This is a genomic window from Leptotrichia massiliensis (assembly GCF_900104625.1).
GTDB classification, from domain to species: domain Bacteria; phylum Fusobacteriota; class Fusobacteriia; order Fusobacteriales; family Leptotrichiaceae; genus Leptotrichia; species Leptotrichia massiliensis.
The window spans coordinates 203,015-227,186 of sequence record NZ_FNVZ01000005.1; the positions used below are offsets into that span (position 1 = coordinate 203,015).

At 30.0% G+C, this 24,172-nt stretch carries 23 protein-coding genes and 1 pseudogene; all 24 read left to right on the plus strand.

All coding sequences use genetic code 11. The annotated features are described in order from the left end of the window. Nucleotides 1–5 precede the first annotated feature (5 nt). Nucleotides 6–305 (plus strand): hypothetical protein, encoded by a 300-nt coding sequence (locus BQ5344_RS04975; protein ID WP_071124407.1) that lies wholly within the window; start codon nt 6–8, stop codon nt 303–305. Then, on the plus strand, nt 302–1,291 hold the full coding sequence (locus BQ5344_RS04980; protein ID WP_071124408.1) for an ATPase, T2SS/T4P/T4SS family: 990 nt from the start codon (nt 302–304) through the stop codon (nt 1,289–1,291). Before BQ5344_RS04975 ends, BQ5344_RS04980 begins: the two co-directional genes overlap by 4 nt. Next, the gene (locus BQ5344_RS04985) at nt 1,291–1,530 is read left to right on the plus strand and encodes a VirB3 family type IV secretion system protein (RefSeq protein ID WP_071124409.1); all 240 of its coding nucleotides are present in this window, start codon (nt 1,291–1,293) and stop codon (nt 1,528–1,530) included. The genes BQ5344_RS04980 and BQ5344_RS04985 overlap by 1 nt, the downstream gene beginning before the upstream one ends. Before the next feature lie 55 nt (nt 1,531–1,585). Then, nucleotides 1,586–2,209, plus strand: a complete 624-nt coding sequence (locus BQ5344_RS04990) for a hypothetical protein (RefSeq protein ID WP_071124410.1) — start codon at nt 1,586–1,588, stop codon at nt 2,207–2,209. 1 nt (nt 2,210) lies between these two features. Further along, nucleotides 2,211–4,694 carry a VirB4 family type IV secretion/conjugal transfer ATPase gene (locus BQ5344_RS04995; RefSeq protein ID WP_071124411.1) on the plus strand — a complete coding sequence of 828 codons (2,484 nt, stop codon included), beginning with the start codon at nt 2,211–2,213 and terminating at the stop codon, nt 4,692–4,694. Between the two features lies 1 nt (nt 4,695). After that, nucleotides 4,696–5,427, plus strand: a complete 732-nt coding sequence (locus tag BQ5344_RS05000; protein ID WP_071124412.1) for a hypothetical protein — start codon at nt 4,696–4,698, stop codon at nt 5,425–5,427. 13 nt (nt 5,428–5,440) lie between these two features. Beyond that, entirely contained in the window at nt 5,441–6,910 is a 1,470-nt protein-coding gene (locus BQ5344_RS05005; protein ID WP_071124413.1) for a type IV secretion system protein, read from the plus strand. 119 nt (nt 6,911–7,029) lie between these two features. Next, nucleotides 7,030–7,215, plus strand: a complete 186-nt coding sequence (locus BQ5344_RS05010; protein ID WP_021769919.1) for a hypothetical protein — start codon at nt 7,030–7,032, stop codon at nt 7,213–7,215. After that, complete coding sequence (locus BQ5344_RS05015) at nt 7,215–7,784, plus strand: hypothetical protein (protein ID WP_021769918.1); 570 nt, start codon at nt 7,215–7,217, stop codon at nt 7,782–7,784. The genes BQ5344_RS05010 and BQ5344_RS05015 overlap by 1 nt, the downstream gene beginning before the upstream one ends. 44 nt (nt 7,785–7,828) lie before the next feature. Further along, the gene (locus BQ5344_RS12335) at nt 7,829–8,275 is read left to right on the plus strand and encodes a hypothetical protein (protein WP_071124414.1); all 447 of its coding nucleotides are present in this window, start codon (nt 7,829–7,831) and stop codon (nt 8,273–8,275) included. A 42-nt stretch (nt 8,276–8,317) separates the two neighbouring features. Beyond that, nucleotides 8,318–8,752 (plus strand): Panacea domain-containing protein, encoded by a 435-nt coding sequence (locus tag BQ5344_RS05025; RefSeq protein ID WP_036071611.1) that lies wholly within the window; start codon nt 8,318–8,320, stop codon nt 8,750–8,752. Continuing rightward, nucleotides 8,745–9,053, plus strand: coding sequence for a hypothetical protein (locus BQ5344_RS05030; protein WP_071124415.1), 309 nt, complete (start codon nt 8,745–8,747; stop codon nt 9,051–9,053). The genes BQ5344_RS05025 and BQ5344_RS05030 overlap by 8 nt, the downstream gene beginning before the upstream one ends. 127 nt (nt 9,054–9,180) lie before the next feature. Continuing rightward, nucleotides 9,181–9,552 carry a hypothetical protein gene (locus BQ5344_RS05035; protein WP_021769914.1) on the plus strand — a complete coding sequence of 124 codons (372 nt, stop codon included), beginning with the start codon at nt 9,181–9,183 and terminating at the stop codon, nt 9,550–9,552. 77 nt (nt 9,553–9,629) lie between these two features. Then, on the plus strand, nt 9,630–11,081 hold the full coding sequence (locus tag BQ5344_RS05040; RefSeq protein ID WP_071124416.1) for a peptidoglycan amidohydrolase family protein: 1,452 nt from the start codon (nt 9,630–9,632) through the stop codon (nt 11,079–11,081). 16 nt (nt 11,082–11,097) lie between these two features. Continuing rightward, the gene (locus BQ5344_RS05045; RefSeq protein ID WP_071124417.1) at nt 11,098–11,589 is read left to right on the plus strand and encodes a S26 family signal peptidase; all 492 of its coding nucleotides are present in this window, start codon (nt 11,098–11,100) and stop codon (nt 11,587–11,589) included. Then, on the plus strand, nt 11,573–11,965 hold the full coding sequence (traD, locus tag BQ5344_RS05050) for a conjugal transfer protein TraD (RefSeq protein ID WP_071124418.1): 393 nt from the start codon (nt 11,573–11,575) through the stop codon (nt 11,963–11,965). Before BQ5344_RS05045 ends, traD begins: the two co-directional genes overlap by 17 nt. Then, entirely contained in the window at nt 11,952–12,623 is a 672-nt protein-coding gene (locus tag BQ5344_RS05055; protein ID WP_071124419.1) for a hypothetical protein, read from the plus strand. The genes traD and BQ5344_RS05055 overlap by 14 nt, the downstream gene beginning before the upstream one ends. Nucleotides 12,624–12,749: 126 nt before the next feature. Then, on the plus strand, nt 12,750–13,745 hold the full coding sequence (locus tag BQ5344_RS05060) for a DUF4116 domain-containing protein (protein ID WP_158662997.1): 996 nt from the start codon (nt 12,750–12,752) through the stop codon (nt 13,743–13,745). After that, nucleotides 13,742–14,449 carry a transglycosylase SLT domain-containing protein gene (locus BQ5344_RS05065; protein ID WP_071124421.1) on the plus strand — a complete coding sequence of 236 codons (708 nt, stop codon included), beginning with the start codon at nt 13,742–13,744 and terminating at the stop codon, nt 14,447–14,449. The genes BQ5344_RS05060 and BQ5344_RS05065 overlap by 4 nt, the downstream gene beginning before the upstream one ends. 129 nt (nt 14,450–14,578) lie before the next feature. Further along, on the plus strand, nt 14,579–15,112 hold the full coding sequence (locus tag BQ5344_RS05070; protein WP_158662998.1) for a C40 family peptidase: 534 nt from the start codon (nt 14,579–14,581) through the stop codon (nt 15,110–15,112). Between the two features lie 17 nt (nt 15,113–15,129). After that, nucleotides 15,130–15,540, plus strand: a complete 411-nt coding sequence (locus tag BQ5344_RS05075) for a hypothetical protein (protein ID WP_071124422.1) — start codon at nt 15,130–15,132, stop codon at nt 15,538–15,540. 18 nt (nt 15,541–15,558) lie between these two features. Then, nucleotides 15,559–17,631 (plus strand): type IA DNA topoisomerase, encoded by a 2,073-nt coding sequence (locus BQ5344_RS05080; protein ID WP_071124423.1) that lies wholly within the window; start codon nt 15,559–15,561, stop codon nt 17,629–17,631. Between the two features lie 912 nt (nt 17,632–18,543). Then, nucleotides 18,544–18,882 carry a TnpV protein gene (locus BQ5344_RS12610; protein WP_407936215.1) on the plus strand — a complete coding sequence of 113 codons (339 nt, stop codon included), beginning with the start codon at nt 18,544–18,546 and terminating at the stop codon, nt 18,880–18,882. A 401-nt stretch (nt 18,883–19,283) separates the two neighbouring features. Further along, nucleotides 19,284–24,071, plus strand: a pseudogene (locus BQ5344_RS05085) (Eco57I restriction-modification methylase domain-containing protein); the annotation flags it as partial. Nucleotides 24,072–24,172 lie beyond the last annotated feature (101 nt).

Genomic DNA, 24,172 nt, shown 5'->3' on the forward strand with positions numbered 1-24,172 from the left:
GATATATGGAAAATATTGAAGAGACAATTAATGGTTCAGATGAAATAGTAAATAAAAAGAGAAAAGCTAGAGAAAAAAATTATACTGAAAGAATAAAAAGAAATAAAGAAAAGATTGCCAAACTGGAGAAAATAATGGCTGATTCCGAAAAGGAAATTGAAAAGGTTGAACAGGAAAATGCAGACATTTTAAAAGAGATTTTAGAAAAATCTGGTGTCGGAAACAAACTTTTAAAAATCATAATTGAAAGTCCAAGCAATGATGAAATTGCTAAAAAAATGAAGGAACTGGCAGAAATATTATGACGGAAAGTGAAAAATATGAACTTCAGAAGCAGGCACAAATAGACTTTGTAAATGAAAGGCTGTCAGCATTGAAGGAATATATGGAAGATGACGACATTACTGAAATAATGCTAAATCCTGATGGATATGTATGGGTGGAATCATATGAAAGGGGAATGTATAAGACAAATACATACCTGAATGAGATGGAAGGATACAAAATTATTCAGGTGCTTGCTTCATATAACTCAAAGATAATTTCTGAAAAAAATCCAAGACTTTCTGGAAACTTGCCAAATTCTGACAGATTTCAAGGAGCCGCAAAAGGAATTACTAAAGGGATTCCAGTATTTACAATAAGGAAAAGGCCTAAAAAAATATTTACACTCGATGATTATTTAGCAATGGGTTCAATTACAGAATTTCAGAAAAATTTTCTTACAGAAGCCATTTTAAATAAAAAGAATATAGTTGTATCGGGCGGAACTGGTACAGGAAAGACAACATTTACTAATGCTCTTGTGGATTATTTAAAGGAAGTGGACAGAATCAGAAATACTGTTGAAAGAATATACATTATTGAGGAAGTTGAGGAAATTATTTGCAATAAGGAAAACGTGTTAAGAGTTTTTGTAACTGAGGATGTTTCTGCACTGGAATTATCAAAGGATGCACTTAGACACAGGCCAGACAGAATTCTTCAAGGAGAACTCAGATATGGTGCGGAAGCAGTGGAAATACTTAAAAACTGGAATACTGGGCATAGTGGAGGATTTACAACAGTCCATTCGGATGGTGCAGAAGAAACTTTGGAAAGATTGGAAGAGCTGTTAATGGAAGTTGATAGGAATCCAAGACAGCCACTTATAGGGCGTTCTGTGGATGTAATCGTGAATATTATAAGAACGACTGAAAATGGTAAAACTGTAAGAAAAGTGAATAAGATAATCAAAGTGAATGGCTTTAACAAAAAGACAAAGGAATATGAAATTGAGGAGGTAGGATAATGAAATTAAAAGTGTATAAATCTTTGCTGGATGTGAAGATGATAATGGGGTTGCCATATAAGGTTTTTATATCGCTAGTATTATTAACAGGAATCATATTTTTAATATTCAGGCATTGGGTAATTTTTATACCGGCAGGGGCAATATATATTCTATGTGCAGTTATGTCAGTAAAGGATCCGATGACGTTGGAACTGATAATAGAGCATTACAAGACTGAAAGATATTTAAATCCTTAAGCGAATATTAAAAATAGAAGCGAAAAGAAAAAATATTGAAAGGGGAATAATTGAAATGAAAGAAAAAATTATGAATTTTTTAGAAGAAAGAACAAAAAATGAAGTCGGATATACTACATTAAGCAGAAATCAGATAATGGAAAAACTGGGAATAAAAGAGGAAGAAAAGTTTAATGAAGCATTTAAGGAGTTAGTACAAGATAATAAAGTATTCTTTCATAATTCATCAGAAGAAAAAATAAATTATGATGGTTCTATATTTGAAGTAAATAAAATAAAATATTTTACCAATAAAGATAAATCACTTGAATTTAAAAATAACTATGAAAAAAAATTGGAAGAAATAGCGGATAAAATAAAAGAAACAGAAAAAGTGAAGGGAGAAAAGCTTTCAACATTATCAGATAATGCAAAATTAATTTACAATACATACAAAGAAAATGTAGGAAACTTAGTATATCTTGACTCAAAATCAGTTAGAGAAAAAACAGGACTAGAATTTAAAGACTTTGTAGCCGCACAAAAAGAATTATCATCAAATAAAGTGTTATTTATGACAAAAATATCTAAAAGCAACGAAGAAAAATTCGTATTAATAGATAGAGGAGACATTTTAAGTAAAGTTCTAAAAAGAGAAGAAATTAAGGAAAATATTAAAAATAAAGAAAAGGAAAGATAGAATGGGAAAAACACTTGATAACTACAAAAATTCATTTATCTATCATATTCCTTGGGACTTCCTTCTCAATGACTTTATTCTTGTTAATAAAAATATGGGGTTTCAGGTAACTCTCAAAGTGAGAAATCACGACTTGGATTTTTTTACTGAGGAAGAAGTGAACTTGAAAATATTGCAGTATAACAATGCGATAAAAAAATTGCCTGACAATTTTATTGTTCATTATGAAGTTCAAAGAAAGAAGTCAAGAGGATATATTGAAACAGAAATTAATGACAACTTTATACCTACAGTTCTTATAGAAAATGAAAGAAAGGATTTATTTTCAAAAGGGGAATATTTTAAATGTGACTACTATATAACATTGACATATTTAATAGCAGAAGATGCTGAAAATAAGATAAACTCATTGCTGGCTAGTAAAAAGGAAGATGATTCAGAAGAAAAAATGGCTGAGGAAGCAGAAAGGGAATTAAAAATATTTAGACAAAAAGTAGCTTCATTTATTGCGTTATTAAAATATGCTACAACAAGCATTGAAGTCTTGCAGGGAGATGAACTTATGGCATATATGTATTCCACAGTAAATGCTGAATTTCCTGAAAAGAAGAAAATGCCTACATCTCCTCTATATCCAATTGATCAATATTTGTCAAACTCAAGTTTTGAAAATGGAAAAGACACGAAAATACAAAGACTGACAAAGGCAAAGCATTTAAGGACAATCTCGGTTAACCTGTTTCCTGATGAGATAGAGTCAAGAGTTTTAAAAAAACTTGAAAGTCTGGACTTTGAATTTAGAATGTCGGCAAGATACATCATACTTTCACAAAATGAATCAAAAAAGATGTTAAAAAACTTCTTTATTTTTCATCAGGGAAAGCAGAAGAATTTTGGACAGTATATAACGGAAGCTATAACTAAAAAGCCTTCATTTAACATTGATGAGCTGGAACTAGCAAAAACAGAAGAAGCCAAAATGGCTTTAAATGAATTTAAGGAAGGCGGAATGAGTTATGGCTATTACACATTTACTATAATACTTGCTGATGAAGATATAAAAAGGCTTGAAGATAATGCACTTAAAATAGTAACAATATTTGATGAGCAGGACTTTACTTGCTCGATTGACAAGTACAATATTTTCCCTTCATATTTAGGGGCTATTCCAGGAAATGTGAAGGCGAATATAAGAAAATATCCAATAAACTCAATGCTTTTAAGCTGTCTTTTCCCTACTTCATCGCTGTATCGTGGAGAGGAAGTGAATGAATTTTTTAGGGATAAGAAAAATATTACAGGTGTTCCGCTTATGATGACTAAAACAGATTTGAACGATATATTTTACTTTAACCTTCATATAAAGGATGCGGCACATACACTTATAGCAGGTCCAACAAGGTCAGGAAAATCAGTATTATTGGGAATGCTGGTAGCTGAACTTAAAAAATATCCTAATGCACAGGTATTCTTTTTTGATAAAGGTGGCTCAATACGTGTTTTAACTGCCTGTATGGGTGGAAAATTTTATGACTTGGGAAAAGGTGGAGATAATGATTTGGCATTTCAGCCACTTGCAAATATTCATATCGAAACAGAAAGAGCATTTGCAAGCAACTGGATAATTTCCCTTCTTCAGCAGGAAAATGTAATTGTAACGCCTGATATGAAAAGCACAATCTGGGAAACACTTACTACTCTTTCAAATGATCCGCCTAACAGGAGAACAATGGCAAATTTTGCATTTACAGTTATGAATAAGGAAATTCAGAAGGCACTTGAGCCATACACAAATACAGGTTCGTATGGAAAATATTTTGATAACAATGAAGATAATTTTTCAGACTCAAACTGGCAAGTATTTGAAATGGGAAGAATAATAGAAGATCCAAAAGCGACGGCTCCCATATTAAGTTATCTATTTCATAGAATAGAAGTGGAAAAATTAACAAAGGACTATCTGACTGCAATCGTAGTCGATGAGGCTTGGTTTGCAATGGAAAATGAAAGTTTCAGGCTTAAATTCAATGACTGGCTTAGAACACTTGCAAAACTGAATGCCTTTATAATCTTTGCAACACAGTCGCTTGATGAAATTTCAAAATCTGAAATAACATCTGCAATAGTTGACGGATGTAAAACAAAGATACTTCTTCCCTCTCCACAGGCACAGAATTACTGGAAGGAACTTTATTCAAAGTTTGGATTAAATGCAATAGAAATTGAAAGAGTTGCACGTGGACAAATGCAGAAGCAATATTTTTACAAAAGTGAACTTGGGGCAAGAGAATTTGAAATGGATTTAGGTAAAATTGAACTGGCTTATGTAGGTTCTGCAAGTTCGACAGATCAGATGAAAATACAGGAAATATGTTCAGAAACAAATGATTTAAAGGAAATTAACTTAAAATGGCTAGAATATAAATTGGGTAAAAATAGTCAGGAATTTAGAAGATGTAAGGAAATTATACAGGGAGGCAACTAAAATGAAAAAAATAATATTCTTTTTAATGACAATGACAATCATATCAGTAAATTTGTTTTCAGGAATACTTGGAGGAGGCAGTGGAGCTTCTGATTATTGGCAAATGAAAACATATTTTGAAAGTGTGGCAATCAATGCACAGACGCTAAAAAGCCTGAATGCACAGTTAAAAGAAATAGAAAGACAGATTGAGCTTTCCAAAAAATTACCTGAAGCCTATCTAAAAAAATATATAAGCCAGTATGATGACACAATAAAGACGTTAGTTAGAATAACAAACACTACAAAATCAACATTAAGGGATGCCAAGAAAGCGGAATTATGGTTTAAAGATGTCTACGCTGATGCTAATAATAGACAGTATATGGCTCTTCTTGACAGATTTACAAATACACTTGATAATCTCTCAAGGGACGCAATGAAGTCAGGCTCTATGAATGAAGTGGCAATGAAAAAAACATCGGATAATGCAAGGATACTTATAAGAAAAACTCACGAAGCAAAAAATCCACAGCAAGTATTGGAAGTGCTATCACAATGGAGTGCCAATCTGTCAGTGCAGATGAATGCAATAGCAGATATGATTTCAACTACAAACAGACTTGACGCATTAAAGGCGGCTGAAGAAGTGCAGGCAAGAAGGAAAGCTCAAAAAAGAAGCGAATATACAAAAAACAGTTTAAACAATCATATAAAGGCAATGGAAAATGAAGTGAAAAAACATAAGAGATAAGGAGGAGAAATAATTGGCAGCGGCAAATTTTCAATTTGATACGGCACTGATTGAACCGATAATCAGTATGCTTGATACAGGAATGACAACCTTAATGGTTGTAATATTGACACTTGCCTCATCATTTGCTGTGCTAGACTTATCATTTACAGCCTTCTTTAACTGGTCGGAAAATATAGGCAATACACTTGTTGAAACTATAAAAAAACTTGTAAGATATGCACTTACTTTTGGTCTTATAAAAATGTATAAAGAACTGCTGGATATGGCATATAAACTATTTTCCGATATAGGAAACTTATTTGGAGAAGGTCTTGGAAGTCCGTTAAAAGTGCAGAGCATTTGGGATAAGTTATGGGAGGAATTAAGCAAGTTTTTAAGTATAGTTTTAAAGTTTCAAGATTTTTGGGCTATTCTGTACTTTATTCTATTTATTATTGGATTCATATTTTTAGTGTTTATAATATCCACAATAACAATAGCGATAATACAGTTCCATGTAGTTGGAAAATTGGCAATAATATATCTTGCTTGTCTACCACTTGACGCTTTGAGCGATATAGGAAGAAAAACTTTGGGAGCAATTGTAGGCTCAGGTACTCAATTAATGGTTGCAGTTGCACTTTCATCTATGGGAGTAAAAATTTTAAAATCTTATCCTATTCCTGAAAATATTGGGGCAGAAAATAACGAGCCTCATACGATAATTGTGTGGCTTGCGGTATTCATAGCAATTTCATTTTTAATAAAGAACTATCAGAGCATAGCTTCTCTAATTTTATACGGACAAGGTGGATTAAATGGCTCACAGCTTGGTAATTTTACTGGAAATGTTGTTAGTGCAGGAGGCTCAGCTGTAGGAGGAGTTACATCTTTATTAGGAAGTGCGGCAGTTGGTGGACTAGGTGCCGCAGTTGGTGCAGTTGTTGGTGGGGTGTCTACTGGAGGAGCAGGAGCAATAGCAGGTATGAAGACAGGTGCGAAAATAGGCTCTAAAATAGGAAAATATCCTGGAAATCTGACTGCTTCGGCTGCTGAAAATGCAGGAAAAGCAATAAAAGTAATGACGATGGACTTTGATCCGATTGCTTCAGGCAGAAAAGTAAGAAATATGGCCAGCGATGGAATTAAAAAATTTATGGGCAATAAAAAAGATGACAAGAAGGATACCGGAGAAAATAAATCACAAGAAACAGAAAATACAAACAGTAAAAATCAAAATTCTCAAAATGCAAATAAAGTAAATGAAGAAAATAAATCAGGAAATGTGGATAGAACAGCCGATACAAAAGAGGCTGAAGAAAAGATGAGAAGTGATAGCAGCAAGACAGCCTCGAATAAGGATTCTCAAAAACAGTCAAATGAAGGGAAGAAAGTCACGCAAAAACATTCAGAAAATACAAAAACAAAAGAAACTGAGAATAGTAACAGTGAAACTTTTGCAGAATCTGAAATGAGGAGAGAAAAGAACAGCAAGGAATAAAATGTGTAAGGACAATGACAATAGAATATTAATCTAGTCTTAAAAAATTCAGATTGAAAAAACTATTAGATGTGATATAATATTATTGTAAAAATAGAAATTTAAAAGAGGTGATAAAAATGGCAACTTCAAGTTTTACAACAGAATTAAAGTTTGATACAGAGGAAAAAATTTCATCATTTTTAGAAGCTATTGAAAATGCAAAAAATAATAAACCACTAGATGTAGATGTAGAATATGAATTTATTAAGGGTAATGATGTAAAAAAATTTTTTGAAGAATCTTCTGAAAAGAAAGGAGAATAATGAAATTTACTACATTTTCTTTAACAGAGTTATTATCACAAATTGGAGAAGATAAAGTTCGTAATAAATTAAAAGGATTTAGAAGCAAAGATAAGGACATTGAAAATTTTTTAATAAATAAGGCTATTTTCTTTGAAAAAATTTCGATTTCTTCAACATATTTAATTTTTAATTCTGAAAAAGAATTAGCAGGATATTTTTCCATAGCAAATAGAAGTTTAATACTCCAAAAGGAAGATTTAGATATAATTTCAAAAACTTTAAAAAAGAGATTAACTAAAAGTGCTTCTGAAAATAAATCAGGTGATTATGTAATTAATAGTTTTCTTTTAGGTCAAGTTGGTAAAAACTTTAATTTAGAGAAAAATAATTTAACAGGAAATGAAATTTTAAAAATTGCATATGAGTTATTGTTAGAAATTAGACAGAAAATTAGAGTAAAATTTATTTGGCTTGAATGTCAAAATAATGAAAAAATTTTGAATTTTTACCAAAATTTTGGATTTTCTAAAATAGATAATTTTATTTCTGAAAGTGGTTATAATGTAATGATAATGGAATTAAAATAAGGTTCTGAGAAAATAAAATAGTTATCATAAAGAATAGGAGAATAATGAAATTATACGAAAGAATAATACCAAAAACTTCTTCAAAAAGTTATATATCTGGATGGGAAGCATTGAATATTCCTGATGAAAATAGAAATACTGCTGACTGGCATCCAAGAACTTATTTATTTTCTTATGATAAAGACAAGGCAATAAATCTGTATAATACGACAAATGTTTTAGGAAATTCTGGAATAAAGAAACGAATAATAGATTATCCAAGTAAAAGGGAAGTATACATTGCTAATTTTCCAAGAGCGATTGCAGACTTAGTTTTGACAATGAAAGATTACCAGTTACCTTCGCTTCATAACTGCTGCAGTGATTTTTTAAATGAAGATGAAACGGAACAGCTTTATCAATATCTGAGAAGTATAAAGGATAATTCAAGAGAGGATGAGTTTCTTAAATATGAATTTACTGTAAGATATTTTAATGATAAAAAATTATAACTGAATATTATAAAAATAGAAATTTATAAAGAGGTGAAAAAAATGTATGATGTAAAAGATATTGCCAACTGGTTTTTAATTTATAATTCGTATATGGAAACTAATCAAGGTGCGGATGGAATTAGTAATTTAAAATTGCAAAAATTACTTTACTATGCACAATCAGCGTATCTTGCATTAAAAAATACTCCGTTATTTTCAAATAATATTGTAGCGTGGAATCACGGACCAGTAGTTGAGGAAGTATATCAAAAGTATAAAAAGTATGGTTCAGACGATATAAAGGAATTTGATAAAGTAGATATTGATAAGGAAACAGAAAAGATATTGACAGAAGTATATAATGTATTTGGAGAATATTCTGCTTGGGGATTGAGAAATTTAACTCACACAGAAAAACCGTATATAGAAACTAAAATAAATAATGTTATCCCGCAGGATTTGATGAAAGAGAGCTTTAAAGAAAATTATGTCTAAAAAAATTAAAAAGTTAAAGAATAATAATTTTAAAAATATTTCAGAGGTAAAGTTATTATCTTATCCTGTTTTTTGTTTCAGATATTTGACTAAAAATAAAAATTATAATTTTAGCAGGTTTAAAAATTCTAAAGAATCAAACGAAGCCAAAGGAATAGTTTTGGATAAGTTAATGGATATTCAGTTAAAAAGTTGGCTGGATTTACATCAGCAAAACAAAAGGACAGGTATTGAAACATTGTCAATTGAGAATATAAATATGAAACTTCAAAGGATCAGAAAGTTTATGTTTTTAGATTAAATTCACAAAACTGGAGAATGATAGGCATAAAGTCAGAAATCAACACGGATGTTCTTCATATAATAGGATTTGATTTTGATTTTACTGCATATAATCACGGGAAATAAGTAAAAAAGGGAGTGATAATATGAAAAAGATAGTGGTTATTTTGATGTTTGCATTGGGAATGTTAGGATTTTCTGCAAAAATGTCTAATAATAATAGTGTAAATATAGATAAATTGATAGGATACTGGTATTACAGCAAAGTTGGATATCAAGATTCAGTAGGGATAAGGAAATTATCTAATGGAACATATCAAATTGGTTTTAATACTGGAGAAGAAAATGCGGATAAAAATGGATTTGAATGGGATGATATACAGTTATTAAAGAATGGAACTTATAAAATTCAAGGGATGGACAGATATATACATATAATAAAAAATGGATTTGTAATTAAAGATGGAAATGGAAATATTATTGATTATTTAGATAGAAAATTAAATAAGTTACCTTAATTTTAAAGTATGAAAGGCTAGATTAAAATTCTAGTCTTTTTTTTTGTACTTTTTTAGAAAGGAGGATTAAAGGAAATATGAAAAAAATTGTAATTAGCTTGTTTTTCATTCTTAATTTGATAGCAGTTTCTGCTGGAAATAAAGGAAATTATGATGTAGCAAAATATAGACAGGATGTTGTTAATTATGCAATGGCACAAGTAGGAAAGGCATATAGTCAGGCTAATAGAATGGGAGCAAATACTTATGACTGTTCCAGTTTTGTAGATAGAACTTCACAAGCGGCAGGTATGAGTTCTGTTACAGGAGCGAATACTAAAAATTGGGCAAATACAACAGCGAGTATGAGAGCAGGAGCAAAGGCGACTAAAATAGCAACCAATCAAATAAAACCAGGAGATGCCATTTTATTTAATGGACATGTAGTTTATGCAATTGGCACAGCAAATGGATGTAGTATTGATGTTGTTCACGCTTCAAATTCAAAACCATATCCTAAAGGTGGAGTAAAAATATCAAAAGGCTACAATATATGTAAGGCACATGGAGGATATTCAGGAGTTATTACAGCAGAGCAGGTATTGATAAATAACGGATATACTCCAGTAAATTCAGATGGAACAGTTGCAGTACCTCCAGCAGGTTCAACAGTGTCTGCAAACAGAGGGCATTCTGGAAATAATGCTTCAACTGCTTCCACAAAATCATCGTTATCAGTAGATTGGGATAATATTCAAAATGAATTTGTACAAATGATAAATAGCGGGATAGAAAAAATGACACCTGGCTTATTAGTTCTTTTAAGTGTACTCACAGTTCTTGAAATAATGTGGATTCTATATGGCTATATAGTAAAAAATGTATTGGAAAATTTATGGATGTCCTTACTCAGAATAATGATAAGATTTTCAATACTGGCATATGTTATACCTAATGCAATTTCTTTAATTGATATGGGGTATGGAATATTTTCTGGAATTGGCTCATATTTTATGGGAAACAGTGGAGGGACTGTAACTTTAAACAGTATATGGGCAATAGCTGGAAGGGAAACAGGGAAAATCTTAAAGATTATTAATGAATCAAACTTTAATTTTTTTAATATTATTACTGATTCAAGGCTATTTTTTGAAGAACTTGGGAAAATGTTATTGTTAATAGGGGTTATTATTCTTGTTTATTATTTTGTGGTAAGAATAATATTTGAAATGATGATGGCGGTATTACAGTTTAGAATGGCTTTGGGATTATCTTGGATATTTTTACCTTTTGATGTAAATTCGATTACAAAAAGGGACTTAGGAAATAAAGCATTGACAACGCTATTTCTCACAGGAAGTAAAATAGTTGTCATAATGGCACTGGGAGGAATAGTATTTAAAAACTTGGATGCGGCAGGATTTGGGGAAGTTACTTTTAAGGAATTGAAATACGAAACAATATTTTTGTTTATCACAGTAGGAATGGTAATGGCTTTTGTAATGAATGAAGCAGATAAGATAACAACAACACTTGCCAAAGGAAATTAAAAAGAGGGAGGAAATTGTGGATATACGAACTAAAAAGTTTAACTTGATAATGCTTTCTGTATCAATATTTTTTGCCATAACATTCACAGGGCTACATCTATTGTCAAAAATTTATGTAATAAATGTAACACCGTCAATTCCATTAGGAATATATAAACTGGAAAAATTTGATGGAGTATTGAAAAAGGGGGATTTAGTTGTTTATGAGATAGATAATAAGTATAAAAATTTGACAAGCATAAAAGGGACAATGTTTAAATCGGTAAAGCCTGCTGCTGCATTTTATGAGGATAAAGTTGAGATAAAAGATAATCGGATATATGTAAATGACGAAGATTATGGAGAAATATTTCCTAAAATATCGTCTAATTTCAATGGGAAAATAAAGGAAGATGAAGTTTTGACATTATCTAAAGTTAAGGGAACATTTGATGGAAGATATTATGGTGCAATAAAAAAGTCAAAAATAGAGAAAAAAGTAAGGTTGATATATGAGTTTAGAATATGAAGACAAGACGATAAAACTAAAATCTAATGAAAAAAAGAAAATTGAAATACATAAGAAAATAGTCAAGACAGATGAAAAAATAAGAGAAATCAGAAGAGAAATAGCAAATGATACAAGAAGATTAAATACATCAGAAAAAAATGAGAAATGGAAGCAAAGAACAAGAAAACTGATTGAAATGGGAGTTTTGCTTGAAATTGCGGATATTTTAAATGAAGATAAGGCAACGTTGCTGGGATATTTTATGAAATTTCAGTTTTTAAGCAATGATGAAATTAAAGACTGTAAAATTATGGGTGGTGAAGAGTTTCAGATGAGAGAAGAAAAGAAGCGGATGTTAAAACGAAGATTGGAGAAAAAAGATGCGTTTAGATAATTTGAAAGAAATGATGAAAAATGAAGGATTTTCTCCCTTAGAAAGTGAAGATTTTGAAGAAATAGAGCGAAAAAAAACTAACAAAGTAACCGAACTTCAAGGCGATGAATTAAAAGAAAGGGTGAAATTAGAAAAATTAGAAATAAAAGCTGAACTTGCTGAAGAACTTGAACAGTTCATACACGATGAGGAAAGAAAATATAATCAGGAAAAGAGGAGAATTGAGAGTGAATACGATGAAAAAATTTATCAGTTGGAACAGCAGCAGAAAAAAATTTATCGAGATAGGAGAGAAAAACTATATGAAACAGAAGACGCTTTAAAAATTAGAGAAAATGAAATTGATATGGAAATGCAGAAATTGGATGAAAAAGTAACTGAAAGGGAAAATGAATTAAAAAAGTTGAATGAAGAAATAGATAGAAAGCTGGGATTTAAAGAATATCTAAATGAGAATAATTTTATATACAGAAATAAGTTGGAAGCTGTATTGATACTGAGAAAATTGAAAAATAAAAGAATAAAAATAATGAGCAGAAGAGAATATGATACTGTTTTTAAAAATGTTATTGGAGGAGTGAATGAACTGATAAAAATGAATAATTTGATAATAGATTACAAAAAATTTGTAAAAGGGCAGGAAACAAGAAAGAGATAAAATTTTAATTAATAAGAAAGGGCTGGAATAATGTTGCTGAGCGTGTTTCAAAAAAATGAGAAAAAAGACTATTTGAAAAGGATAGGAGTAAAATTTTCTAAAGACGAAAAACAGGAGATAAAGAAAATGATAAAATCAAATTTGACTCTTGAACAGTTTAAATTATGTGTAACACCTGTACTTGATGAGGAAATATTGCGAAAAAGAGCTGAAAATAACTTGGATGATAGCAAATGGGAAAAACTTGTAATGAAAAAACTGGATGTAAATCAGATGAAGGAAATAAGGAAAGGATTTGAAAAAGGGTTATCAGAAGAGGATGTTGAGCTGTATGTAAAAAGTGGATATGGCAGCAAAACAATGGAAAAAATCAGGAATATGCTTGAAAAAGATAAAAATAACGAGTATCTTCGAGAATATCTGATGTTAAAGGATAAAAAGGAAATAAAATCAATTACTAATGAAAAATTGGAAAAATACATTGAGGAAAACAAAATGAATGAACTTAGAAATAAGGCTGATAAAATGGAAAAATGGTATGAAGCCTCAATATATGCAGGTAAAAATACATTTAAATATTATTCTTCAGAAAAAATAAGAGATGATGAAAAATATGTTATGAAAAAAGTCAAAGAAAATGGGAAAAATCTTGAATATGCAAGTGAAAGGCTTAAAAATAACAGGGATTTAGTTTTGGAAGCAGTAAAACAGGATGGACGTGCTTTACAATTTGCAAGCGAGGAATTAAAAAATGATAAGGAAATAGTGATGGAATCTGTAAAAAACTACCCTAATTCCTATCAATATGCAAGTTCTGAAATGCAAAAGGATGAAGATGTCGTAACGGAAGTTTTAAAGAGAAATGAAGACGCTCTAAGTTATGGAGATGAAAATATTAAGCAGGAAATAGAGGAAATTAAGGAAAAATACAAGGACAGTGATTTTGATGGGCTGACAGATAGAGAAGAAAAATTTGTGTATGGAACAAATCCTTATTTAAAAGATACTGATTTGGATGGAAAGACTGACTATGAGGAAATAAAGATAAATTATACAAATCCGAAAATAAAAAGCAAGGGCATTGAAATTGAAAGAATAGCAAAGGAGATGATTAGTAAATGAAAAAGTGCATATTGTTTCTTATGATAGTTTCAAACATTTCCTTTTCTGGCGGAGAGATAAGTTTTCAGAAACAGAAGGAAAAAGTTGAGCAGGAAAGAATTGAGAAATTAAAAACACAAAAGGATAATGAGGCTGACAAAAATAAAGAATTAAACGATTCGCCTAAAGAAGATACAAGCAATATTCAATCGCAAAGCAACAGATTATTTTATGATGATAAGGCTGTAAAAAATGTTAATAATACTTCCCATATTCAAAAAAATATTGGGAGTAAAAAACTTATTGAATATATTAAAACACAGAACAGCAGACTGAATGAAAATGAAATACGAAATATACTTGGCTATGTTTTCAAATATAGCAAGGAATATAACTTTAATCCATATTTGGTTTTAGCGGTTATGAATACTGAAAGTCATTTTAATCATTCAACAGTATCAAGTGCTGGAGCAAGAGGGCTTATGCAGTTAATGCCTTTTAACTTTAGGGAATTTGGAGTGGATAACAGCATATCAGGAAATATAAAGGGAGGTGTGCTGCATTTAAAAAGAGATTATGAAAAAACTGGGAGTGTTTCAAAAATGCTGGTCTGCTATAATGCTGGCTGTGGAAGATTAGCAAATAACGCTTGGAAAGGGATAAAGGAAACAAGGGAATATATACCAAAAGTAATTCAGAAATATAATAAAATAATAAACTTGTAACTATATTTTCTCACACGTGAGAAAATCAAAATTAGGTCAGTGGATTTTTTTCATTACAAAAGTTTTGAGAAAAAACGCTGAACAGTGAAAATAATAAGAATTATGGAACAAGATTTGAAGGAGTGGAAAATGTTTAATAATATTGTAAAAATTTTAATGGGAATATCAGTTATTTCTTCGTTATCTTTTTCTAAGGGGGAAATTAATTTTCAGAAACAATTAATAAATGAAGATAGTAAAAAGATGGAAATAATTGAAAATAACACAACTAAGAGCAATAAAGACAGAGAAGAAAAAATAAGATATAAAATTGTAGAATTTTCAAAAACTCAGATTGGAAAGCCTTATGTGTATGGTGCAACTGGAAGTAGCAGTTTTGACTGTTCCAGCTTTGTACAGTATGTGTTCAAAAAAACATTGGGAATTATAATTCCTCGTGTTTCGGCAGAACAGTCAGTATTTAAGCCAAAATTGCATAATAATATTAAGAAGGGGGACTTGCTATTTTTTGAAACTTTAGAAAAAGGCAGAATTTCACATGTGGGAATGTATATTGGGAATAGACAGTTTATACACGCTAGTTCAAAAAGTAAAAGAGTAATTGTTTCAGACTTTACTGGATTTTATCAGGATAAGTTTAGATGGGCAGTGTCGGTTATATAAATGTAGGAGGAAATAGTATGGAAAGTAAGGTAATTCAACAATTTTTAGGAGAGATTGATGGTGTAAAATTTGACAAGGAAAATGTATATTATTCATCAGAACATATTTTATCAAAAATAGAAGAAAAATTTGGGAATGTATATAACAAAGAATTTGTAAAAGAATTAAGGGATACAATTAATACTTTAAATTTAAAATATGACGAATTTAGTTTTGACACTTTGGAACATGATTTTAGTAATTGTATAGAGGAAGCTGATAAATTTAAAGATGTAGAATTTACATATTATGGAGATGATTGGAAAATTGAAATATTAAATGAAGGGATAAAGAATAATGAATATTTAAAAACTGAAAAAGAGAAAAATGTAAGTGAAAACCAAAAGCAAAGTTTTTGGAATGCTGATGACAAAGATTTAGAGAGATAGAAGTAAGGGGGAAGATATATGAAAAAATTAATAATAGCAGAAAAGCCAAGTCTTGCACGTAATATTGCAAGTGCATTGAATGTCAAGGTTAATAAAGAGGGGTATATGGAAAATGAAAAGTATATTGTTTCTTGGGCTTTTGGACATTTGTTTAAATTAAGGGATGTTGATGGATATCTTGGAGAAAAAAGAAAATGGAGTGAGGTTAAACTGCCATTTTTCCCTGAAGAGTTTGAATTTGAATTAAAAAATGATTTGGGAATAAAGAAACAGTATAAGATATTAAAAAATCTTATTAATAGCAAGGAAGTTGATGAGATATTAAATACAGGAGATGCAGACAGGGAAGGGCAAATTATAGTCGATATTATTATTAATACTATAAAGACTAATAAAAAGATAAAAAGATTGTGGCTTCCTGAACAAACTGAAGAAACCATAAGAAAAGCTATAAATAATCTTGAAGATAATTTTAAATATAAAAATTTACATAATGAGGGGCTTGCAAGGACATATATGGACTGGCTTATGGGAATCAATCTTACAAGATATATTTCGTTAAAGGCAAACACGCTTTTTCCAGTCGGACGTGTTCTTATTCCAGTTATAAAACATATTTATGATAAAGATTTGGCAATTAAAAATTTCATTCCTGAAAAATATTTTACTATTGAGAGTGAAACTATGTGTAATGGAACTTTGTTAAAACTTATTTGTGATAAAAAATACAATCTTTTAGAACTTGAAAAAGCTAAAAGTTATTCGTATGAGTTAAATAGAAATAAAGGGATTGTAAAGGATATAACTGAAAAGGAAATTGTTCTTAATCCTCCAAAACTTTTTTCACTTTCAAAATTACAAAGTAAATTATCGAAGGAAAATAAAATAAGTTTTGCAAAATCTCTTGAAATTATACAAAATCTCTATGAAAAGGGATTTATTACATATCCTAGAACAAATACAGAATATCTTGCTGAAGAGGAAAAAGACAAGGTAAGAGAACTTATAAAATTATATAGTAATTATGAACTGGAGTTTAAAGATAGTAAAAAAATATTTGACAGTAGTAAGATTGAAAGCCATAGTGCAGTAATGCCAACTTTGAAAATTCCTGATATGAATAGTTTGAATTTGGAAGAAAAGATAATTTTTGAAACAGTAAGAAACAGGTTTATTTCTAACTTTTTGAAGGAGCAAGTGATAATTAATCAAACTGAAATAAAGATTGCTGTGGGAAATGAAATATTTAATTTGAAAGGAAAATCAGTAAAGCAGGAAGGATTTTTAAAATATGAAAATCAGAAGATAGATAACAAGTTGCCGTATTTTGAAATTAATCAGGAAATTGATATTGATTTTAAAGTTGTTGATAAATTAACTGTTCCTCCTAAAAAAGTTACTGAGGAAAATTTGAGTAATTATTTAAAAAACCCTTTTAGAAAAGAAAAAAATCAAGAAAATGAGGACGATACACAAGAATATAGAGAAATAATGAAAGGTGTAGAGATTGGGACGGAGGCGACTAGAACAGGGATAATTGAGAATGCTAAGAAATATGGATATATTACTTCTGAAAAACAGAATTTTAGTATAACTGAAAAAGGAATAAAGTTAATTGAACTGCTGGATTTGCTCCATATTAATCTTTATGCAGAAAAGACTGTTGAGTTTTCTATGCTTCAGAAAGATATTTATAATAACAGAAAAACAGTAGATGATATTATTGAAAAAACTAAAAGTGAGTTACAAAATATAATAAATCGAGATACAGAAGTTGAAAAATTTGAAAAAGAAATGGAAGTTATTGGAAAATGTCCTAAATGTAACAGCAATATTTATGAGAACAGTAAAAGTTACTATTGCAGTAATTATAAGAATGGATGTAAAACATCTCTTTGGAAAGAAGTGAATTATTTTGGACAGAAAATAAAGATAAATAAGAATAATGCAAAAAAATTATTAAGAGCGGAACAGGTTGTATTTAAGATAAAAAGTAAAAGCGGAAAGGAGTATAATGCACATTTTGGAATAGAGATAAATGGAGATTATTTGAACTTGCAAAGAAAGGATTTTATAAAAATAGAAAAATGATAATTAAAATTTGAAATCGCAAAATTTTATATTAGGGGGAAGAAATGGGATATAAAATTCAAAATGTATTGGAAAATGCATATAAAAAAGTAAATGAAGATTTTAGTGAGTATATTAACTATCTTCACGTTATGGGAAACAATTATAAATATTCTGCAATGGAACAGCTAAATATATTTTTTATTCGTCCTGAAGCTGTGGCTTGTGCAGAATATGACTTTTGGAAAGAAAATTTTAACAGAGTTGTGGAAAGAAATCAGAAGGGAATACCCGTATATAATGTAAGGAATGGAAAAAAGAATGTCAGATATATTTTTGACGTTACCCAGACAGTATCTTTGGATAAGAGAAACGATGAAAAACCTAAATTATGGGAATTTAATAATAGAACTCATAAAGATGTTTTTGAAAGAATGACAGGAAAATCAGATTTTGAAGAAGCACAGATGGTGCTTATAAACCAGACAATGCTTGAAAACAGCAAATTAGATACTTTTAACTACAAAGATACAGAAGTTCTTGAAAGTTTTATCAAAAAATCTGTTTTAATAGCACTTGATCAGAGAATGGGAATTAATAAAAAAGATATATTTAATGAAAAAGAAAAAGAGATTTATTCCTTATTTTCAGATTTTAGAACTATGGAATTAATATCATCGGAGATATCTAATGTGGCTAAAAAAGTTTTAGTTAAAGTAAGCAAAGAAATTCAAAAAATAAATGATGAAACAACTTTAGAACAAAATAGTAAAATTGGATATGAGATAGAAAATGAAAAAAATGAGGAGGAATTGGAATATGCTGAAAAAGATGATAGACGGGAAAGAATATCTGATAGAGAACGGGATATATACTCCAGTAGTGAAGCAAACATCCTACGAGCAGGCGGGAGGAACTTACAAAATGATACTAATGGACAAGAAGTTTCAAGTGCTAGTTCCGAATTTAGAGGAAGAAGAAATAGACTTGAGCAAACTCAACTCTTGGGGACGAGCGAGAATGAAATATCTGGAACAAGAGAAAGCGGAATTTTTGAAAAATCTTCTAATGAAGAGAGAAGTTATGGAACATCTATTTTCAATTCAGACAGAAGTGGAGAAATTTTGGGAGATAGAAAAACCCAAAATGATGAAAACTATGGGATTAACCGAAGAATTAAAAGAAAAGGATCAAATGGAATGGGTAAGGCTTATGAACAGCCTACTCTCTTCTCTCAGGGAAATAACTTACAATCAGATAATTTACAAATAGAAAATGATAATATAATTACTCAAAAGAATATTGACGATGTATTAAAATCATACAGTGGAGCGGAAAATATTTATAATTTTTTTCAAGATAACAGTTCAAAAGAAGATAGAATAAAATATTTGAAACGGGAATACGGAATAGGCGGATTTTCAATACCTGACCGTGGAGATTTTATAGATGATGCCTTTTATACTTCTAAAAACATGAAGTTATATAAAAATCATTTTAGTGCTAATGAAGTTAAGGTAGTTCTATCTTGGAACAAAATAGAAAAAAGAATACAGGAACTTATAGATGAAAATCAATATTTTATTCCCGAAAAGGAAACAGAAAATATTATTGAAAATAATGAAATAATATATCCTTATATAGATGAAGAAAATAGTAAAGATAATATTTCTAAAAATTTTAAAATTACTGAAGAAATCCAATCTGAAAAACTGTTGCCATCAGAGCGTCTAAACAATAATATTGAAGCTATAAAAGTTTTAAAAAATTTGAAGGAAAGAGAAGCTGCAGATGATGAAAAGATAACACTTTCTAAATATGTTGGATGGGGAGGACTGGCTGATGTATTTGATGAAAACAAAGGTGGACAATGGGAAGAAGCAAGAAATTTTTTAAAAGAAAATTTGACGCAGGAAGAATATGATAATGCTAAGGCAAGTACATTGACAGCCTTTTATACACCTAAAATAGTAATTGATTCCATTTATAAAGGAATACAGCAACTTGGATTTGAAGGCGGAAATATTTTAGAGCCAAGTTGTGGTGTGGGAAATTTTATAGGTAATTTGCCTGATGAATTAGAAAACTCGAAGATATATGGTGTGGAACTAGACAGTATCAGCGGAAATATTGCTAAAAAACTTTATCCTGAAAGTAATATTCAAGTAAAAGGATTTGAAAAAACAGAATTTTCCAACAATTCATTTGATGTTGTGATAGGAAATGTTCCTTTTGGAGATTTTAAGGTAATGGACAGAGAATATGAAAAGCAGAACTTTATGATACACGACTACTTTATTGCAAAATCATTGGATAAAGTGAAAAAAGGCGGAATTATGGCTTTTATAACTTCTTCTGGAACCTTTGATAAAAAGGATGACAGTGTGAGAAGATACATTGGAGAAAGAGCGGAACTATTGGGAGCAATAAGGCTTCCAAATGATACATTTAAAGGAGTTGCTGGAACAGAAGTAACATCGGATATTATATTTTTAAAGAAAAGAGAAAATATAAATAAAGAGGAGCAGGATTGGTATGCGGTTAAATCTGATTCTGAAGGATTTATCTACAATAAGTATTTTGTGGATAATTCTAATATGATTTTAGGAAAAATGGAGGAAGTTAGTGGACGTTTTGGGAAAACATTAACTTGTATACCAAAAGAAAATAGTAATTTAAAGGATGAATTAGAACGAGCAGTTGGGAATATAGAAGGAAGTTATGAAAAAACTCTATCTGAAGAAAAAGAAACTGTAATTGCAGTTGAAAATGAAGACTATGAAATAAGAAATTTTTCATTCTTCAAAAAAGATAACAAGATTTATTTTAAAGAAAATAGTGAAATGATATTACAAGATTTATCAGATAGAGATAAGGATAAAATATCAAAATATATAGAACTTACATCTTCACTAAGAAAAGTTATTCAGATTCAAAAAGACAGTGAAACAGATGATAGATTAAAAATTGAGCAGGAAAAACTAAATAGAATATATGATGGATTTATTAATAAGTATGGATATTTAAATTCAAGAGCAAATTCGAGATTATTTACTGAAGATTCCAATTATTCTTTATTATCCTCAATAGAAATATTTGATGAACGTGGAAACTTTAAGAAAAAAGGTGATATTTTTTCAAAGAGAACCATAAAGCAGTCAAAAATTATAGATAGAGTAGATACTCCACAGGAAGCGTTAATTCTTTCGGTATCCCAAAAGGCAAAAATAGATTTTGAATATATGGAAAATCTTACTGGAATGAAACAAGATGAGCTGATTAACAGCTTAAAGGGGGAAATATTTCTTAATATAAATCAAGATTTTCAACAAGAATTTCAGTATGTAACGCAGGATGAATATTTAAGTGGGAATATAAGGGAAAAAATAAAATATATTGATGAATTTAATTCTCTTCCTAATGAAGAAAAGAACGGAATAAGTACTGAAATATTGAATTTTCAAAAAGAAAAACTTCAGGAAGTAATGCCTAAGCCACTTGAAGCAAGTGAAATAAATGTCAGAATTGGAGCGACTTGGGTTCCTAAAAAATATGTAAAGGATTTTATTCTGGAAACTTTAAAGACACCAGCATATAAGAGTTCATACATTAAAGTACATTATTCTGAATACACTTCTGAATGGAGAATAGAAAACAAGAATATGGACAATGATAATCCGCTCGCTGTTATGACTTTTGGAACTGAAAGAGCAAACGCATATAAACTTATAGAAGATGCACTGAACTTGAGAGATACAAAAATTTTTGATTATGAAACAGACTCAGAAGGTAAAAGAATAGCAATTTTAAATAAAAAGGAAACAATGCTGGCAGGACAAAAACAGGATATTATTAAACAGGCTTTTAAAGACTGGATTTTTAAGGATTTGGAAAGAAGAAATGAATTAACTAAGATATATAACGAAAAATTTAATTCAATTCGACTAAGAGAATATGATGGAAGCCATCTTACTTTTAATGGCATAAATCCTGAAATAAAATTAAGACCACATCAATTAAACGCAGTTGCAAGAACACTGTATGGTGGAAATACACTGCTTGCACACGTTGTGGGAGCAGGAAAAACTTTTGAAATGGTTGCCTCCGCTATGGAATCTAAAAGACTTGGGCTTGCAACAAAATCAATGTTTGTTGTCCCTAATCATTTGACGGAACAGCTGGGAAGGGAATTTCTGGAACTTTATCAAGGAGCAAACATTCTTGTTGCAACTAAAAAGGATTTTGAACCTAAAAATAGAAAGAGATTCATTGGAAGAATTGCGACTGGAGAATATGACGCTGTAATAATAGGACATTCTCAGTTTGAAAAAATACCGATGAGTAAGGATTATCAGCAAAAACATATACAAAATGAAATAGATGAGATTATACAAAATATCCAAACATTAAAGCAGGAAAATAATCAGAATTTTACTGTAAAACAGCTTGAAGGTACAAAAAAGAAACTGGAAGTAAGGATAAAAAAATTAAATGATGATTTTAAAAAGGATAATGTCGTTACATTTGAAGAATTAGGAGTTGATAAGCTGTATGTAGATGAGGCACATTCATTTAAAAACTTGTTTTTATACACTAAAATGCGAAATGTGGCAGGAATAGGACAAACTGAAGCATTAAAATCATCGGATATGTTTATGAAATGTAGATATATGGATGAGATAACAAATGGAAAAGGAGTCGTATTTGCAACAGGTACACCAGTTTCCAATACTATGTCAGAACTTTATACAATGCAAAGATATTTACAGTATGATGAACTAAAAAAACAAGGACATCAAAATTTTGATTCTTGGGCAAGCACATTTGGGGAAACAGTTACAGCTATTGAATTATCTCCTGAAGGAAATGGCTATAGAACTAAAACAAGATTTGCAAAATTCTACAATCTTCCTGAACTTATGAACAATGTTAAACAGTTTGCAGATATACAGACTGCTGATATGTTAAATTTACCAACACCTGAAGTAGAATACAAAAAAGTATTGACTAAACCGACAGAGGAACAGAAATTAATATTAGAAAGTCTTTCAGAAAGAGCAGAAGAAGTAAGAAATAGAAATGTAGAGCCAACAGAAGACAATATGTTAAAAATTACAAATGATGGTAAAAAACTTGCACTAGATCAAAGACTTGTGAATGAAATGCTTCCTGATGATGAAAATAGCAAAGTAAATGCCTGCGTAGAAAATATCTACAATATATGGAAAGAAAGCGTTGAAAAAAAATCTGCACAGCTTGTATTTTCTGATATGTCTACTCCCAAAAATGATGGAAGTTTCAATATTTATGAAGATTTAAAGGAAAAGTTGATTAATAAAGGTATTCCTGAAGAAGAAATAGCATTTATTCATAATGCAAATTCTGAAAAGCAAAAGGACGAACTTTTTGCAAAAGTAAGAACAGGAGATGTAAGAATATTGCTAGGTTCAACACAAAAAATGGGAGCAGGAACAAATGTGCAGACAAAATTAATTGCACTTCACGACTTAGATGTGCCGTGGCGTCCTGCTGATTTGGAGCAACGGGCAGGAAGGATAGTCAGGCAAGGAAATGAAAATAAGAAAGTGGAAATTTACAGATATGTTACTGAGAATACATTTGACGCTTATTTGTGGCAAACTATTGAGAATAAACAAAAGTTTATAAGCCAAATTATGACTTCAAAAACTCCAGTCAGAGTAGCAGAAGATGTTGATGAAAGCTCTTTAAACTATGCTGAAATAAAGGCACTTGCAACTGGAAATCCTTTAATTAAGGAAAAAATGGATTTAGATATGGAAGTAAATAAGTTAAGAATGCTCGAAGCCAATTACAAGTCAAACTTATATCGTCTTGAGGATAAAATAACAAAGGAATATCCTGTAAAAATTAGTAAAATGGAAAAATATATTGAAAATGTGAAGGAAGATATTTCTAAAATAGAACCAAAATCAGATAACGAGGATAAATTTACTTTTATTGAAATTAATGGGACAAAAATTTATGATAAAAAAGAAGCTGGAGAAGAACTTTTAAAGGCTATTAAAGGTACTGGAATATCTGGTGAGCCTCAAATTATTGGAAATTATAGAGGATTTAAACTGTCTTCAAATTTTGACTTCTATGAGAAAAAATATAAATGTATATTAGAAAATAAGGAGAAATATCATACTGATTTTGGAAAAGATTTAATTGGAAATATAACGAGAATGGATAATTTATTGGATAAAATTCCTGAAAATTTAGGGAAAGAAAAGGTAAGGCTTGAAAATTACAGGGAAGAATTTTCTAATGCAAAAGAAGAAGTTAATAAGCCTTTTGAAAAAGCAGATTTACTATTAGAAAAGATTGAAAGATTAAGCGAGGTTAATAAACTGATAGAGGATGGGATGAAAGAGAAGGAAAATAAAGGAAAAAAGTATATTCAGAATGTAAATGAATATATTGCGTTTGAAAAATAAAAATTTTACAATAGATATGTTCAACAAGTTATGTTTTTCATCTATAACAAAGGGGGCTTGTAAATTTACCCCCTTGTGAAGTAATACTTTATTGGATGAAT

Excerpts from the sequence above, each read along its gene's own strand:
- BQ5344_RS04975 (WP_071124407.1), top strand. The coding sequence starts at position 6 with ATGGAAAATATTGAAGAGACAATTAATGGTTCAGATGAAATAGTAAAT.
- BQ5344_RS04980 (WP_071124408.1), top strand. The coding sequence starts at position 302 with ATGACGGAAAGTGAAAAATATGAACTTCAGAAGCAGGCACAAATAGAC.
- BQ5344_RS04985 (WP_071124409.1), top strand. The coding sequence starts at position 1,291 with ATGAAATTAAAAGTGTATAAATCTTTGCTGGATGTGAAGATGATAATG.
- BQ5344_RS04990 (WP_071124410.1), top strand. The coding sequence starts at position 1,586 with ATGAAAGAAAAAATTATGAATTTTTTAGAAGAAAGAACAAAAAATGAA.
- BQ5344_RS04995 (WP_071124411.1), top strand. The coding sequence starts at position 2,211 with ATGGGAAAAACACTTGATAACTACAAAAATTCATTTATCTATCATATT.
- BQ5344_RS05000 (WP_071124412.1), top strand. The coding sequence starts at position 4,696 with ATGAAAAAAATAATATTCTTTTTAATGACAATGACAATCATATCAGTA.
- BQ5344_RS05010 (WP_021769919.1), top strand. The coding sequence starts at position 7,030 with ATGGCAACTTCAAGTTTTACAACAGAATTAAAGTTTGATACAGAGGAA.
- BQ5344_RS05015 (WP_021769918.1), top strand. The coding sequence starts at position 7,215 with ATGAAATTTACTACATTTTCTTTAACAGAGTTATTATCACAAATTGGA.
- BQ5344_RS12335 (WP_071124414.1), top strand. The coding sequence starts at position 7,829 with ATGAAATTATACGAAAGAATAATACCAAAAACTTCTTCAAAAAGTTAT.
- BQ5344_RS05025 (WP_036071611.1), top strand. The coding sequence starts at position 8,318 with ATGTATGATGTAAAAGATATTGCCAACTGGTTTTTAATTTATAATTCG.
- BQ5344_RS05030 (WP_071124415.1), top strand. The coding sequence starts at position 8,745 with ATGTCTAAAAAAATTAAAAAGTTAAAGAATAATAATTTTAAAAATATT.
- BQ5344_RS05035 (WP_021769914.1), top strand. The coding sequence starts at position 9,181 with ATGAAAAAGATAGTGGTTATTTTGATGTTTGCATTGGGAATGTTAGGA.
- BQ5344_RS05040 (WP_071124416.1), top strand. The coding sequence starts at position 9,630 with ATGAAAAAAATTGTAATTAGCTTGTTTTTCATTCTTAATTTGATAGCA.
- traD (WP_071124418.1), top strand. The coding sequence starts at position 11,573 with ATGAGTTTAGAATATGAAGACAAGACGATAAAACTAAAATCTAATGAA.
- BQ5344_RS05055 (WP_071124419.1), top strand. The coding sequence starts at position 11,952 with ATGCGTTTAGATAATTTGAAAGAAATGATGAAAAATGAAGGATTTTCT.
- BQ5344_RS05060 (WP_158662997.1), top strand. The coding sequence starts at position 12,750 with ATGATAAAATCAAATTTGACTCTTGAACAGTTTAAATTATGTGTAACA.
- BQ5344_RS05065 (WP_071124421.1), top strand. The coding sequence starts at position 13,742 with ATGAAAAAGTGCATATTGTTTCTTATGATAGTTTCAAACATTTCCTTT.
- BQ5344_RS05070 (WP_158662998.1), top strand. The coding sequence starts at position 14,579 with ATGTTTAATAATATTGTAAAAATTTTAATGGGAATATCAGTTATTTCT.
- BQ5344_RS05075 (WP_071124422.1), top strand. The coding sequence starts at position 15,130 with ATGGAAAGTAAGGTAATTCAACAATTTTTAGGAGAGATTGATGGTGTA.
- BQ5344_RS05080 (WP_071124423.1), top strand. The coding sequence starts at position 15,559 with ATGAAAAAATTAATAATAGCAGAAAAGCCAAGTCTTGCACGTAATATT.
- BQ5344_RS12610 (WP_407936215.1), top strand. The coding sequence starts at position 18,544 with ATGGACAAGAAGTTTCAAGTGCTAGTTCCGAATTTAGAGGAAGAAGAA.